The sequence below is a fragment of the Erythrobacter sp. A6_0 genome (assembly GCF_017744235.1).
In the GTDB taxonomy this organism is placed as follows: domain Bacteria; phylum Pseudomonadota; class Alphaproteobacteria; order Sphingomonadales; family Sphingomonadaceae; genus Qipengyuania.
Genome location: NZ_JAGHQR010000001.1, coordinates 274,158 through 287,410, shown reverse-complemented (window position 1 = coordinate 287,410; position 13,253 = coordinate 274,158). Strand labels below are relative to the sequence as shown.

Here is a 13,253-nt window from a genome sequence, read left to right as displayed (position 1 = left end):
TTAACCTAGATTAAGCGGCGGCGCGGCGCTCCGCCTCCTCCTCGTTCAACATCTCTGCAAGCAGGAAGGCGAGTTCGAGCGATTGCGCCGCATTCAGGCGCGGATCGCAATGGGTGTGATAGCGATCGCCCAGCGCATCGTCGGTGATGGCGACCGCGCCGCCGACGCATTCGGTCACGTCCTGACCGGTCATCTCGACATGGATGCCGCCAGGATGCGTCCCTTCCGCGCGGTGGACCGCGAAGAAATCCCTCGCTTCGCGCAAAATGCGGTCGAAAGGCCGGGTCTTGTAGCCGCTTTCCGACTTGACGACATTGCCGTGCATCGGATCGCAGCTCCACACCACCGGGTGCCCTTCCCGCTTGGCGGCACGCACCAGCGGGGGAAGGCCCGCTTCGACCTTCTCGTGCCCGAAGCGCGCGATCAAAGTGATCCGCCCCGCCTCGCGATTGGGGTTCAGTGTGTCGAGCAGGCGGAGCATCGCATCGGGCTCAAGGCTCGGCCCGCATTTCATGCCGAGCGGATTACCGATCCCGCGGGCAAATTCGATATGAGCGCTACCGTCGAAGCGCGTGCGATCGCCGATCCAGACCATATGCGCGCTGGTATCGTACCAGTCGCCGGTCAGGCTGTCGCGCCGCGTCAGTGCCTGCTCGTAAGGGAGCAGCAGCGCCTCGTGGCTGGTGTAGAAGCTGGTGCGCTGCAATTGCGGCATGGTTTCGGGGTCGATCCCACACGCTTCCATGAAGTCGAGCGCTTCGCCGATGCGGTCGGCCACGTCCTTGAACTTGTCCGCCCACGGGCTGCGGCCCATGAAATCGAGCGTCCACTGGTGGACCTGCCGCAGATTGGCGTAGCCCCCGCCTGCGAAAGCGCGCAGCAGATTCAACGTGGCGGCGGCCTGCGAACAGGCGCGCACCATGCGCTGGGGATCGGGCGCGCGACTGGCTGCGTCGAATTCGATGCCGTTGATATTGTCACCGAAATAGCTGGCCAGCGTAATGCCGTCCTGCGTTTCGGTCTGCGCGCTGCGCGGCTTGGCGAACTGGCCCGCCATCCGGCCGACCTTCACCACCGGGCGCTTGCTGGCAAAGGTCAGGACGACCGCCATCTGCAACAGCACGCGGAAGGTATCGCGGATATTGTTGGGGTGGAATTCGGCGAAGCTTTCGGCGCAATCTCCGCCCTGCAACAGGAACGCCCGCCCTGCCGCGACCTCGGCCAAGTCCGCCTTGAGCGCGCGCGCTTCTCCGGCGAACACGAGCGGCGGGTGCGAGGCCAGCGCCTCTTCCGCTGCTGCCAGCGCGGCGGCATCCTCGTACACGGGCAGATGCCGCGCTTCGGCCTGCTTCCAGCTATCGGGGCTCCACGCCTCTGTCATCGTATCGTCCCTCACATCAGGTTTGGCCTATTACGCAAGACCAGTGCACCCCGTGGCGCAAACAGGTTTTGCTTGGCCAGCCCAAAAGCCCGATTGCCGTGATCGGTTATCGGCCCTTCGGACGCGAGGCGAGCGCCTGTCCCTCGGGGATCACCGCCAACCGCCAGCCTTCGCGCCCACCGAAATATTTCTGCGCCAGCGCCTGCATCGCCTGGGGGGTGGTGCGCGAAAAATCGTTTAGGAGCGATCGAAGCAGCGCGATCCGCCTTGGATCCTGCGTGCCGCCTTCCAATTGGAACAGCCAGAACAGATTTCCGGTCGAAGCGCGCGAGATATACTGACGCAGCGGCTCGGTAACGCGCTCGAGTTCGTCCGCGCTCGGCGGAGCCGTCGAAAGATCGCGCGCGATCCGGTCTGCCTCTTCGAAGAAGATCGGCACGTCCTTGGGCTGCAACTGAGCGAGCGCGCTGATCCGTCCGCCCCCGTCGATGTCATTCGGCCATTCGCTGCGCACATTTGGCGCATAACTGGCACCGGCACGCTCGCGCATCGCATCGAGCAGGCGGTTGTTGAACACTTGGACGAGGATTTCGAGCTGGCGCGATTCCCGCAGGTCCGTCACGCCGCCCCCGCTCGGCCAGGCGATCACCGCCGCCGCCTGATTGGCATCGCCGCGATGATACAGCACTTCGGTCTCGCCCGCTTCGGGAAAACCGGGAATGCGCGCAGTGACGTCCGGCGACAGCGCACTGCGCGGTTCCAGCGCGCCGAAGCTCTTCGCCAAAGCCTCGACCGCCGCGTCGCGTTCGAAATCGCCGAAGACCAGCACTTCGATCGGACCCTGCGCAAGGATAGGCTCCCAGAACGCGCGGAAGCCTTCCGGCGTCGCCGCTTCCAAAGCCGCCAGATCGGGCGTCGCATAGCGCGGATCGCCATCGCGGATCAGACTGTCGAGATCGCGACCCAGAACGCCTGCCGGGCTGGTCGCATAGCTTTCGTAAGCCAGCCGCGCCGCCGCCTTGGCGCGCAGGACCGGGTTCGGATCCCAGCGCGGCATCGCCAGCTTCGCGGCAAACAGGTAAAGCTGATCCGCAAGATCCTCCGCACGGGTCTGCGCGAAGAAGGTGAAGCCGCCCTCGTCGATACCGAAATCGAAGCCCATCTTGCGGCCCGTCGAGATGCGATCGAGTTCGTCCTGGCCGAGTTCGCCGACACCCGAACCGACAAGCGCCATCTGGCCGAGCCTGGCATAGACCGCATCTTCCGGCCCCACGGCACGATATCCGCCGCCGAAGCGAACCTTTACCGCCACGCGGCCCGGTTCCGCGTCGTTCGACCACAGGATCGTCTTGACCCCGTTCGCGAAGTCGACCCGCTCGATATCGAGCACGCCGATCGGCTGCGCGGAAGCGACCTCGCCCGGCTCGCCGATGGCGGGCTGATCCGCGAAGGATATCTCGCTTGTCGTGACGCGGGCGCTCGCATCCGGCTCAACCGGCGCGGACAGCGCGGCGCGCAACGCGGCGGCGTCCGCTTCGCCGGAGGCGGGCGTGGTATAGGAAGCGCGGATCACTGCGCCATCGAACAAGGCGCGAGTGTGATCGAGGATCTGTTCGGGCGTAATCGTATCCTTCATGCCGCGGAACACCGTCAGCACGGTTTCGGGCGCGGCGACCGCTTCGCGAATGTCGACGGCCTGAACGATATCGTCGGCAAGTCTGCCACCGGCGAGCACGGCACGTTCTTCCACCGAGCTGACGAAGACCTGCTCGAATTCGGCGATTTCGCGCGCCAGCTCTTCCTCGCTCGGCGGGGTGGCGAGGGCATCGGCGATGACCGCGCGTACATCGGTCAGCGCGCCGCGCCAATCCTCACCGATCGGCGCGAAACTGACGAAGGTCGCATCTGTCGAACGGCTGACATCGTCCTGCTGAACCTGGGCGTAAAGATAGCTGCCTCCGCCTCGTGCTCGCGCTTCGAGCCGCCGATTGATGAGCTGTTGCGCCAGCGAATCGCGCAGCAGGCCCTGATTATAGGCAATCGTGTCCTGCACCGGACGCCAGGGCCGCAGGACCGCATACGTGAAGGACCGCGGCAGATCGGATTCGACCGTTACCGAGGTCTCGCCCACCGGATTGGCCGGATCGGCTCCTACGGGCGCGACCGGATCGCCGAAATCGGGAGCAGCCACGGCCTTGCCGCTGCCCTTCCATTCGCCGAACCACTTCTCGATTTCGGCGGCGAGGATCTGCGGATCCATGTCGCCCACCGCCACAATCACGGTGTTCTCGGGCCGATACCAGCGCTTGTAGAAGTTAGACACGCTGCGACCGCGCGCCGCGCTCAAGGTTTCCAGCGTTCCGATCGGGCTGCGCGTGGCAAGGCGTTGTCCGGCGAACAGTGTCTTGCGCGTCGCATCGCCGCTGCGCTGCGCTGCGCCGCCCCGCTCCCGCATTTCGGCGAGCACGATCGGCACTTCGGCGCGCACATTCGCATCGCTCAGGACAGGCGCGCGCACCATGCCCGACAGCAGTTTCATGCTCTCGTCGAGCTTCGCCGCATCGATATTGGGGAGGTCGAGCTTGTAGACGGTGTGGGTCGGCGTGGTTTCGGCATTGGTATCGCTGCCGAAGGTCGCGCCAAGCCGCTGCCATGTCGGGATCGCCTGGGCCGGCCCCAGATATTTGCTTTCGCGGAACAGCATGTGTTCGAGCAGATGGGCATAGCCCCGCTCCTTGTCGCTTTCATGAAGCGAACCGGCATCGATACGAACGCGAATCGAGACCTGATCGGGCGGCACGCCGTTGCGGCGCACCGCGTAGCGCAGGCCGTTCTTCATCTTGCCGAACAGCCATTCGGGATCGCGCGGCACATCGCTGCCCTCGTAGATCCACGGCGTCTCGTCTCCGGTCTGAAGCGCAATCGGATCGTGAAGCGCGACCGCACCGCTCGCAGGCGCAGTTGCCACGGCGGATGGCTGCGCCGCCGCATGCGGAACGGCGAGAGCGGAAAGAGGGGCGAGAAAGGCGAGGCGCCGGAATGCGCGCGCGATGAATGTCATGTTGCCTCTATAGGGATTGCGGCGCTGAAGCGCGAGTGAATGCCCGATAATTCCGATAGAGCGCGCGCGAATTGTCCCTTGCCAGCCAGCTCCGCCTTGTAGGCGCTCCGCCTCCTGCCTATCTCGACAGCCATGTTCATAGAGACCGAAACCACGCCCAATCCCGCCAGCCTCAAATTCCTTCCCGGTCGCCCGGTGATGGATAACGGCACGCGCGAATTCTCCGATCCCGAAGCCGCCGAAGCGAGCCCGCTGGCCCAGGCAATCTTCGATACCGGCGACGTGGTGAACGTGTTTTTCGGCAGCGATTTTATCACCGTCACCGCCGCACCCGGCGTCGACTGGACGGACCTGAAGCCGATGGTCCTGTCGATCCTGCTCGACCATTTCGTCAGCGAAGCGCCGTTGTTCGTGGCAGCGCCCGGCACGGCCGGGGGCTTCTCGGTCCCTCCCGAAGAGGAGGCGATGCTGGTCGAGGACGATCCCGTTAATGCCGACATCGTGGCCCAGATCAACGAACTTCTCGAAACCCGTGTCCGCCCTGCGGTCGCCGGCGATGGCGGAGACATTCGCTATCGCGGATTCAAGGACGGGATCGTCTATCTGACCATGCAGGGCGCCTGTGCCGGCTGCCCGTCTTCCACAGCGACGCTCAAGCACGGGATCGAGGGGCTCTTGAAGCACTACGTTCCCGAGGTCGAAGAAGTTCGCGCCGCCTGAGCGCACCATCCTCCAGTTACGAGGTTCATCCATGCCCAAGCAGTTTCACGATACGCATTTGTCCGACGATGCGCTCGACCAGATTTTTCGCGAAGCGCGCAGCTATAATGGCTGGCTCGACAAGGACGTGTCGGACGAACAGCTTCACGCGATTTATGAATTGATGAAGATGGGGCCGACCTCTGCCAATATGCAGCCCGCGCGGATCGTCTGGGTCAAGTCGGACGAAGCGAAGGCGAAGCTTGTCGAATGCGTGTCCGACGGCAACAAGGACAAGGTGAAGGCTGCGCCCGTCACCGCGCTGGTCGGCTACGATATCGACTTTCACGAGGAACTGCCCTGGCTGTTTCCGCACACCGACGCCAAGAGCTGGTTCGAAGGTGACGAGGAAGGGCGCAAGGAAGGCGCCTTCCGCAATTCCGCGCTGCAGGGGGCCTATCTGATTATCGCCGCCCGCGCACTCGGCCTCGATACCGGCCCGATGTCCGGCTTCGATGTCGAGGCAGTCGAAAAGGCGTTCTTCGCCGACGATCCGAAGCATAAGGTCAATTTCATCTGCTCGATCGGCTATGGCGATGCGGAGAGCATTTTCGAGCGCAGTCCGCGCCCGGATTTCGACAAATTCACGCGTATAGCCTGACCGGTCTCGCGACGGTGCCTTGAAGCCTGCCCCCGGCTGAGGCATCGCGCATTCGATGCAAACCGATAAGCGATTACTGGCGATCGAATGCGCGACCGAAGCGTGTTCGGTCGCCCTTTTCGAAGATGATGGCATGCAACTGCTCGATCATCGCCACGAAACGATCGGGCGCGGCCATGCCGAGCGCCTGATACCGCTGATTGCCGAATTGCCGGATCGGGGCCGCGCGGCGCGCATTCTCGTCTCGCTCGGCCCCGGCAGCTTTACCGGAACCCGGATCGGCCTCGCCGCCGCGCGCTCGCTTGCGATCGCCTGGGGTGCCGAAGTGTTCGGATATCCGACGCTGGCACTGATCGCTGCGATGGCCAGGAGCTTTGACGAAAAGCGCGATATTCTCGTCGCGATGACCGGCGGGCATGGGGAGATCTTCGTCCAGCCCTTCGCCGCCAGCGGAGAGCCGATCGAGAGCCATTCTTCGCTGGCTCCCGAAGCTGCAGCGGCCCGGTTCGACATCGATCTGGTCGCGGGAGCGAAAGCATCCATGCTGGTCGAACAGCGCGGCTTCGGCGAAGCGCACGACATCCTTCCCGATGCGCGGTACGCAAACGCGCTGCCGCAAGCACTGTTCACCGACAGGCTCGCCCCGATCTACGGCAGAGCACCCGACGCGAAACTCCCGCAAGGGAAGCTTCGCTCGTGACCACGCTCGATCAGATCATGGCAGTCATGGACGAAGCGTTCGAGCCGCATTGGGGCGAAGCCTGGACTCGCTCACAAGTCGCCAATTCTCTCGCCATGCCGCACACCTATGCGCTGATTATCGACAGCACAGGCAGCCTCACCCTTACGGCGGGCGTACGGGAGCCTGCGGGTTTCGCGCTTATTCGCCGTGCGCCGGGAGAGGAGGAATTGCTGCTTATCGGAGTGCGCCCCCGGTTTCGCCAGCACGGTCTTGGCCGAAAGCTTCTCGAAGCCTTTTTCAGCCAGGCCCGCCAGTCCGGTGCCGATCGCGTGTTTCTGGAAATGCGGGCGAACAATCCGGCGCGCAGTCTCTATGCAGCACTCGGCTTCGAACAGATCGGACGCCGTCCCGATTATTACCGACTGGGCGACGGATCGCGCATCGATGCGATAACTTTCGGCAAAAGCGTCTGATTTTGGGACTTTAATCGTTCCTTTAGGTAAAAGGCTACAGTTTTTGTGTCGAAACCGGTTGTTCGACTGGACATTCACTATATCGAGGGTCTAGGGGCCCAAAAAAAGGAGAAAATCCATGGAAGATTTCCAGACCGACATGTCGGAAACGCTCATCACTCTCACGTCGGACATCGTTGCGGCACATGTTGCCAACAACAATGTCGAAGTCGCCGACGTCCCTACGCTGATCGAAACCGTCTATTCCGCTCTTTCGGGCCTCGGCGGCGAAAAGCAGCAGGAAGAAGAACGCCCTGAGCCGGCGGTGTCCGTCCGCGCTTCGGTCAAGCCCGATTACATCGTCTGCCTAGAAGACGGTAAGAAGCTGAAGATGCTCAAGCGCTATCTTCGCACCAATTACGACATGTCGCCGGAAGAATACCGCCAGCGCTGGGATCTTCCGTCCGACTATCCGATGGTCGCTCCGAACTACGCTGAAAAGCGCCGCGAACTCGCCAAGCAGATCGGTCTCGGCCGCAAGCCCGGCCAAAAGCGCGGCCGCAAGAAGAAAGTCGACTGATCATACAGGTCTTCGACTTGAGCCAAACGCCCCGCCCCCCTATGGGTTCGGGGCGTTTTGTTTAGCCGGAGCCAGTCTTGCCGCATCGGATCGATCTCGAACAGCTTTGCGCCGACAAAGGTCTGCGCATCACCGAACAGCGCCGCGTCATCGCGCGCGTCCTGTCCGACGCGGATGACCATCCCGATGTCGAGATGGTGCATGAACGCGCGAACAAGATCGATCCGGGCATTTCGATCGCCACCGTCTATCGCACGGTGCGCTTGTTCGAAGAGGCCGGCATTCTCGACCGGCACGATTTCGGTGACGGCCGCTCGCGCTACGAAGCTGCGCCCGAAGCGCATCACGACCATCTGATCGATGTCGAGACGGGCAAAGTGGTCGAATTCGTCGATCCCGAACTCGAAGCCCTACAGAAACAGATCGCGGAAAAGCTGGGATACCGCCTCGTCGATCACCGTATGGAGCTTTACGGCGTTCGTCTGGAACGCGACGAGAAGTGAGCGAGGCGCCGGTGGATAGACCGGCTTTGAGCGATCGGGCCCGCCGCCGGGCGGAGAAATACGGGCGCAAGCGCATGGCCGCGATGCGCGGCGAAACGGTGCCCCTGACCGTACCCAGTTGGATCCGCTTCACGATACGGGCGATCGGCATTCTCGCTTTGCTGATCGTATTCGTACCGCTCCATTATCTCTATCGCATCTTCGCATACGGATCGCCCTTCCCCATGCTGTTCCTGCGCTACACCGCGCGCGTGGTGGGTGCGAAGGTCCATCGGATCGGCACTCCGTTGCGGCGCGACGTGTTCTTCGTTTCCAATCACCTGTCATGGATCGACATTCTGGCGCTAGCCGGAGCGAGTGGGACTGCCTTCGTCGCCAAGCAGGAATTGTCCGAAGTGCCCGTGATCGGCTGGCTATGCAGCCTCAACCGCACCGTGTTCGTGAAGCGCGAAAACCGGATGGGCGTGGCCGAGCAGATCAATGCATTGAAGGAAGCGCTGCAGGACAATTGGTCGGTCACGGTCTTTCCCGAAGGCACGGTGACCGACGGCCAGTCTCTCCTCCCCTTCAAATCCAGCATGTTGAGCGTGCTCGAACCGCCGCCTTCCGGCGTCCTGGTCCAGCCGGTGGTGATGGATTACGGCGCGGTCGCCGAAGAAATCAGCTGGATCGGCGAGGAAAGCGGCCTCCACAATGCGATGCGCGTGATGGCGCGGCCCGGAACGTTCCGACTGGATATCCACTTCCTAGACCCGTTCAGCCCCGAAGACCATCGCGGCAGAAAGGCCATCGCCGCCCAGGCGCGCACGCAGATCGTCGAGCGCCTGGAGGAGGTGCTCGGCAAACCCCTGCGCGATTACCAGCATACGGTCGAGGCGATCCGGTATCGCCCTCCCGCCTCCACAGAAAAGACTTAAAGCTCGGCCCTGACCAGCCAGTCGTGGAAGATGCGCACCGGTCGTTCTTCCAGCGCCGTGGGCTTGCAGACGAACCAATAGCTATACGGGCTTTCGACATCGACGCCGAAGAGGTTTGTCAGCCGATCGTCGGCCGCGCGGCGCATGTGATCGTCATGCATGATTGCGATGCCGAGGCCCTGCTTGGCCGCCTCGAGCATCAGCTGACCCGAATCGTAATGGTCGATCGCCGCCGGTTCGAGATCGTGCATTGCCAGCGCCGCCTTCCACGCTTCGAAACTGGCGGGCAATTCGTTGTGGATGAGGAAAGTCTGCGCTTCCAGCCTTGCCCGATCGGGTTCGTCGCCCACTGCCGCGGCGATATCGCGACTGGCGATCGCGTGGACGCGATTATGGTCGAGCCGCACCGCATGAAGCCCGCTCGCCGGGCCGCGCGACAGGATGATCCCGGCATCGAGCGTATCGCCGACCCGGTCCTCGATATGCGGACCGGTATCGATGTCGATATGCAGGAGGGGATGCGAACGACGCAATTCCGCAAGGCGCGGAAACAGACGCTGGCTGCCGAACAGCGGGAGGACGCCGAGACGCAGGCGAAGAAGCGACAGGTTTTCGGACTGGCTTTCCACCGCGCGCGCAAGCGATTCAAGATGCGGATTGACCGCTTCGTAGAATGCCTGCCCCTCGTCGGTCAGCTGCATCGACTGGCGGGCGCGCGTGAACAGCTTCTTGCCCACAAAGCTTTCGAGATTCCCGATCCGGCGCGACAGGGCCGAGGGGCTTAGGCCCAATTCATCCGCAGCGGCACGTGCGGACCCCATGCGCACCGTGCGCACGAAAGCTTCCAATGCGCGCAAGGGTGGAAGACGACGAACGGCCATGGGGCCTACTCGTATTCACCGCCCCACTTGCTGTCGAGCGGGAATTGCAGATTTCGCAACCTTTAATCTTCTTCCAGGCTTTCTTGCGGCGCATGCAACCGCAAGCGTGTGACGTGGGTTTCGTCGCCCTCGGTCACTTCGATGCGCCAGCCGCTGGGATGATCGACGATCGTGCCCACCGGCGGCACCTGTTCTGCCAAAACGAAAGCCAGGCCGCCCAGCGTATCGACCGATTCCTCGACTTCGGCGAGGCGTGCATCGATCAGCTCGGCGACATCGTCCAGTTCGGCACGCGCGTCGCATTCCCAGATCCCGTCGCCCATCGGACGGATCATTTCGAGCGGCGCATCGTCATGCTCGTCCTCGATTTCGCCGACGATCTCCTCGACCAGATCCTCGATCGTGATAATCCCGTCCGTGCCGGAAAACTCGTCCAGCACGATGGCGAGGTGCATCCGTTGCGAGCGCATATCCGCCAGCACGTCGAGCGCGTTGCGGGTCTGAGGCACGTAAAGGGGCTGCCGCATCAGCGCGGTCCAGTCGCTGGGCGGCGGATCGGCCTTGGCGAGATAGGGGAACACGTCCTTGATGTGAATCATCCCGATCACATCGTCCAACTGGTCGCGATAGACCGGCATGCGCGAATGGCCGTTATCCGCGAAGATCGCGATCATCTCGTCCCAGCTGGCATCGGCGCGGATCGCCACGATCTCGCCCCGCGGCACGGCAACGTCGTCCGCGTCGTGCTCGCTGAAATGGAGGAGATTGCGCAGCATCTGCCGCTCGACCGGGCTGAGATCGCCCTTCGCCTTCTCTTCGGGCGAATCCTCGTCCACGCTCTGGTCATGGCCGTGTTCGTGTTCGTCGATAGCCTCTTCGAGCTGCGCGCGCAGCGAGCGCCCGCCCTCTCCGGCTCCGAATATGCGTTTGAAAGCGGACACCAGTCCGCCGTTACTTTCCGCGTCTCCCGCGGCGGTGTCAGGATCGGGCATGGCCCTCTTGCGTGCTCCTTAAGCTAGTCGCGGTCCCCATATGGGTCGGCGATGTCCAGTTTGGCAAGCGCCGCAATCTCCAATCGTTCCATCGCTTCGGCCTGATCGTCGCTTTCGACATGATCGTGACCCGCCAAATGCAGCAGACCGTGGACGATTAAGTGGGCGGTATGCCGGGCGAGCGGGATGCCTTTTTCCTCCGCCTCGCGCGCGCAGGTCTCGTAAGCGAGAGCGAGATCGCCCAGCATTTCCGGAGCGCCTTCCTCAGCCAGACCGGTCAGCGCATCGCGCGACAGCATGGGGAAGGACAAAACGTTCGTCGGCTTGTCCTTCGCCCGCCATTCCTTGTTCAGCGCCCACACTTCCTCGTCCAGCGTGAACAGGACGCTAGCCGTCAGGCGCGGATTGGCGAGCGCGGGTTCGACCGATTCGGCGGCGGAATACGCACGCTCGGCAAGGTCCGCCCAATCCGCTTCGTCCGCAGGCCAGCCGTCGACCTCGATATCGAGATCCATCAGGCGGCAGGCCCCTCATAGGCCTCGACGATCCGCCCCACGATCGGGTGGCGCACGACATCGGCCGCCGTGAACCGGATCGTGCCGAAACCATCGACGCCTTCGAGCTTGTCGACCGCATCGGCCAGCCCGCTCATCCGGTCGCCGCCGGGAATGTCGACCTGGCGCGGATCGCCGCAGATGACCATTCGGCTGTTCTGCCCGAAGCGCGTCAGGAACATCTTCATCTGCTCGCGCGTGGTGTTCTGCGCCTCGTCCAGGATCACAAAGGCATCGGCCAGCGTGCGTCCGCGCATGAAGGCGATCGGCGCGATCTCGATCTCTCCGGAAGCGAGCCGCCGCTCGACCTGTTCGGGCGGCATGCAATCGTAGAGCGCATCGTAGAGTGGGCGCAGATAGGGATCGACCTTGTCCTTCATGTCGCCCGGCAGGAAGCCGAGCTTCTCGCCCGCCTCGACCGCCGGGCGCGACAGGATCAGGCGCTGGACGCTTCCGGTGATGAGCTGCGCGACGGCCTGCGCCACGGCGAGATAGGTCTTACCCGTCCCCGCCGGGCCGAGAGCGAAGATGATATCGTCGCGCACCAGGCTGCGCATATAAGTCGCCTGCGTGGCGGAGCGCGGCACGATCGTCTTGCGCCGGGTGCGGATCATGATCGGCGGCATACCCGCCCGCTCGCCCGGCTCGCCCTCGACGATCCCGTCGAGGGTCGGCTCGTCCGACATGGCGATGATCGATTCGATCAGACCCGCATCGAGATCCTGACCGATGGCGAGCTTGTCATACATCGCTCTCAATACATCGCGCGCCCGGGCGACGCTGTCTTCCGGCCCTTCGAGATGCAGCTCGTTCCCCCGCGCCGAGATGAATACGCCGAGGCGGTTTTCCACCTGCACCAGATTGGCGTCGAACTGTCCGAACAGGGCACCCAGAAGGCTCTGATTATCGAAGCTCAGATCGAGCTGGGCCCGTCGTACCTCGCGCTGAGGGACGGGAGGCTTGCTGAAGCCGATGCGCTGATCACGCTCCGGCCGGTTTGCGGGTTTTCGAGCCATGCGCTCCTTTCGTGTTCCGAAAGGGAATTTAGGAGCCTTCGCGCCGAGAGCAAGCGTCCTGCGTTGCTATTTCAGTGGATTACCGCGCCAGGCGCAGCGCGGCGAAAACATGGAAATCGCCGCTCCCGTCGCTATCGCCCAGAACTGCCTGGCCGGCTGCGGCCAGGGTCAGTCCGGGGGCGAAATCCCACGCCAGACCAGGTCCGAACAGATAAAGCTTCTGTCCGCCAAGACCTTCGCCCTGCGCGTAGAATTCTCCACCTAGCGACAGACTCGGTATTATCCGCTTGCTGACGACGGCGCCGATAAAGGGCAAATCGCCCCCATCTTCGTCGCTCGAGAAGGAATAGCCTCCCCCACCATAAAGCGACCAGTCTCCGATATCGGTCCCGATCCAGATCGGCAGGTCGAAGCCCGTCTTGCTCCTTCCCTCGCTCGCCATCCCCACGGCCAGGGTCGGCGCGATGGCGAGCGACACTTGGCCGGGTTCTCCCGCGATCAACCCGATCTTGGCCTGTATCGTCGTATCGCCGATGGCGAAGCGATCGGTTTCCAGCTGCGGCCCAAAATTCGCCACCGGCACAGTAACGCCGAGTTGAAAATTATCCGCGATCCCGACGCTCACATCGATCCCGGCTTCGCCTTCGAAATCCATGCTGGTGATGGTGCCGTCCGAATAGGCGAGGATTTCGTATTCGCCAGCCGCCAGCGTCCCCGGATCGTCCGTGGTAAAGGGAATATCCGCCAGCGCCGGCGCGGCCAGCGCCGCCAGCCCCAGGGGCGAGGTTCTTACAATGGCCTGCATGAAGCGCGGCAATCCAGACAGAGCGATGCGCTCGCTCCTGCCGAAGTGAGGCAAAGAAATTTTGTTGAA

Annotated in this window: 14 protein-coding genes; 7 read left to right on the top strand and 7 right to left on the bottom strand. The window is 63.2% G+C overall.

From position 1 onward, the window contains the following. Window positions 1-10: 10 nt before the first annotated feature. Together J7347_RS01520 and J7347_RS01515 are read right to left on the bottom strand one after the other, a co-directional pair. Window positions 11-1,381 carry a 3-deoxy-7-phosphoheptulonate synthase class II gene (locus J7347_RS01520; RefSeq protein ID WP_067680778.1) on the bottom strand — a complete coding sequence of 457 codons (1,371 nt, stop codon included), beginning with the start codon at window positions 1,379-1,381 and terminating at the stop codon, window positions 11-13. Window positions 1,382-1,487: 106 nt separating this feature from the next. Beyond that, window positions 1,488-4,442, bottom strand: a complete 2,955-nt coding sequence (locus tag J7347_RS01515) for a M16 family metallopeptidase (protein ID WP_209160579.1) — start codon at window positions 4,440-4,442, stop codon at window positions 1,488-1,490. Between the two features lie 132 nt (window positions 4,443-4,574). Between J7347_RS01515 and J7347_RS01510 the strand changes: the two genes are divergently transcribed. The 7 genes from J7347_RS01510 (at window position 4,575) to J7347_RS01480 (ending at window position 8,936) form a co-directional block, all read left to right on the top strand. Continuing rightward, window positions 4,575-5,162, top strand: coding sequence for a NifU family protein (locus J7347_RS01510; protein ID WP_067680783.1), 588 nt, complete (start codon window positions 4,575-4,577; stop codon window positions 5,160-5,162). 31 nt (window positions 5,163-5,193) lie between these two features. After that, window positions 5,194-5,802 carry a malonic semialdehyde reductase gene (locus J7347_RS01505; RefSeq protein WP_067680785.1) on the top strand — a complete coding sequence of 203 codons (609 nt, stop codon included), beginning with the start codon at window positions 5,194-5,196 and terminating at the stop codon, window positions 5,800-5,802. Window positions 5,803-5,857: 55 nt separating this feature from the next. Then, a complete protein-coding gene (tsaB, locus tag J7347_RS01500) occupies window positions 5,858-6,502 on the top strand; it encodes a tRNA (adenosine(37)-N6)-threonylcarbamoyltransferase complex dimerization subunit type 1 TsaB (RefSeq protein ID WP_067680786.1) in 645 nt (214 codons plus the stop codon). Continuing rightward, window positions 6,499-6,957, top strand: a complete 459-nt coding sequence (locus tag J7347_RS01495; RefSeq protein ID WP_348521534.1) for a GNAT family N-acetyltransferase — start codon at window positions 6,499-6,501, stop codon at window positions 6,955-6,957. The genes tsaB and J7347_RS01495 overlap by 4 nt, the downstream gene beginning before the upstream one ends. Window positions 6,958-7,075: 118 nt before the next feature. Further along, window positions 7,076-7,516 carry a MucR family transcriptional regulator gene (locus J7347_RS01490; RefSeq protein ID WP_067680788.1) on the top strand — a complete coding sequence of 147 codons (441 nt, stop codon included), beginning with the start codon at window positions 7,076-7,078 and terminating at the stop codon, window positions 7,514-7,516. 77 nt (window positions 7,517-7,593) lie between these two features. Beyond that, the gene (locus J7347_RS01485; protein ID WP_067680791.1) at window positions 7,594-8,019 is read left to right on the top strand and encodes a Fur family transcriptional regulator; all 426 of its coding nucleotides are present in this window, start codon (window positions 7,594-7,596) and stop codon (window positions 8,017-8,019) included. 74 nt (window positions 8,020-8,093) lie between these two features. After that, window positions 8,094-8,936 (top strand): lysophospholipid acyltransferase family protein, encoded by an 843-nt coding sequence (locus J7347_RS01480; RefSeq protein ID WP_209161171.1) that lies wholly within the window; start codon window positions 8,094-8,096, stop codon window positions 8,934-8,936. On the opposite strand, the gene J7347_RS01475 is transcribed toward J7347_RS01480, so the two are convergent. The 5 genes from J7347_RS01475 to J7347_RS01455 all read right to left on the bottom strand — a co-directional run bounded on the left by J7347_RS01475 (window position 8,933) and on the right by J7347_RS01455 (window position 13,184). Beyond that, complete coding sequence (locus J7347_RS01475; RefSeq protein WP_082851354.1) at window positions 8,933-9,817, bottom strand: LysR substrate-binding domain-containing protein; 885 nt, start codon at window positions 9,815-9,817, stop codon at window positions 8,933-8,935. The genes J7347_RS01480 and J7347_RS01475 overlap by 4 nt on opposite strands. Before the next feature lie 62 nt (window positions 9,818-9,879). Further along, window positions 9,880-10,809 (bottom strand): hemolysin family protein, encoded by a 930-nt coding sequence (locus J7347_RS01470; protein WP_209160578.1) that lies wholly within the window; start codon window positions 10,807-10,809, stop codon window positions 9,880-9,882. A 23-nt stretch (window positions 10,810-10,832) separates the two neighbouring features. Beyond that, the gene (gene ybeY / locus J7347_RS01465; RefSeq protein ID WP_067680803.1) at window positions 10,833-11,324 is read right to left on the bottom strand and encodes an rRNA maturation RNase YbeY; all 492 of its coding nucleotides are present in this window, start codon (window positions 11,322-11,324) and stop codon (window positions 10,833-10,835) included. Next, window positions 11,324-12,379 (bottom strand): PhoH family protein, encoded by a 1,056-nt coding sequence (locus tag J7347_RS01460; RefSeq protein WP_233999293.1) that lies wholly within the window; start codon window positions 12,377-12,379, stop codon window positions 11,324-11,326. The genes ybeY and J7347_RS01460 overlap by 1 nt, the downstream gene beginning before the upstream one ends. A gap of 79 nt (window positions 12,380-12,458) precedes the next feature. Then, window positions 12,459-13,184 (bottom strand): transporter, encoded by a 726-nt coding sequence (locus J7347_RS01455; RefSeq protein ID WP_209160577.1) that lies wholly within the window; start codon window positions 13,182-13,184, stop codon window positions 12,459-12,461. Window positions 13,185-13,253: the final 69 nt, after the last annotated feature.

Coding starts and splice junctions, on each gene's coding strand:
- J7347_RS01520 (WP_067680778.1), bottom strand. CDS start 1,381: ATGACAGAGGCGTGGAGCCCCGATAGCTGGAAGCAGGCCGAAGCGCGG.
- J7347_RS01515 (WP_209160579.1), bottom strand. CDS start 4,442: ATGACATTCATCGCGCGCGCATTCCGGCGCCTCGCCTTTCTCGCCCCT.
- J7347_RS01510 (WP_067680783.1), top strand. CDS start 4,575: ATGTTCATAGAGACCGAAACCACGCCCAATCCCGCCAGCCTCAAATTC.
- J7347_RS01505 (WP_067680785.1), top strand. CDS start 5,194: ATGCCCAAGCAGTTTCACGATACGCATTTGTCCGACGATGCGCTCGAC.
- tsaB (WP_067680786.1), top strand. CDS start 5,858: ATGCAAACCGATAAGCGATTACTGGCGATCGAATGCGCGACCGAAGCG.
- J7347_RS01490 (WP_067680788.1), top strand. CDS start 7,076: ATGGAAGATTTCCAGACCGACATGTCGGAAACGCTCATCACTCTCACG.
- J7347_RS01480 (WP_209161171.1), top strand. CDS start 8,094: ATGGCCGCGATGCGCGGCGAAACGGTGCCCCTGACCGTACCCAGTTGG.
- J7347_RS01475 (WP_082851354.1), bottom strand. CDS start 9,817: ATGGCCGTTCGTCGTCTTCCACCCTTGCGCGCATTGGAAGCTTTCGTG.
- J7347_RS01470 (WP_209160578.1), bottom strand. CDS start 10,809: ATGCCCGATCCTGACACCGCCGCGGGAGACGCGGAAAGTAACGGCGGA.
- ybeY (WP_067680803.1), bottom strand. CDS start 11,324: ATGGATCTCGATATCGAGGTCGACGGCTGGCCTGCGGACGAAGCGGAT.
- J7347_RS01460 (WP_233999293.1), bottom strand. CDS start 12,379: ATGGCTCGAAAACCCGCAAACCGGCCGGAGCGTGATCAGCGCATCGGC.
- J7347_RS01455 (WP_209160577.1), bottom strand. CDS start 13,184: ATGCAGGCCATTGTAAGAACCTCGCCCCTGGGGCTGGCGGCGCTGGCC.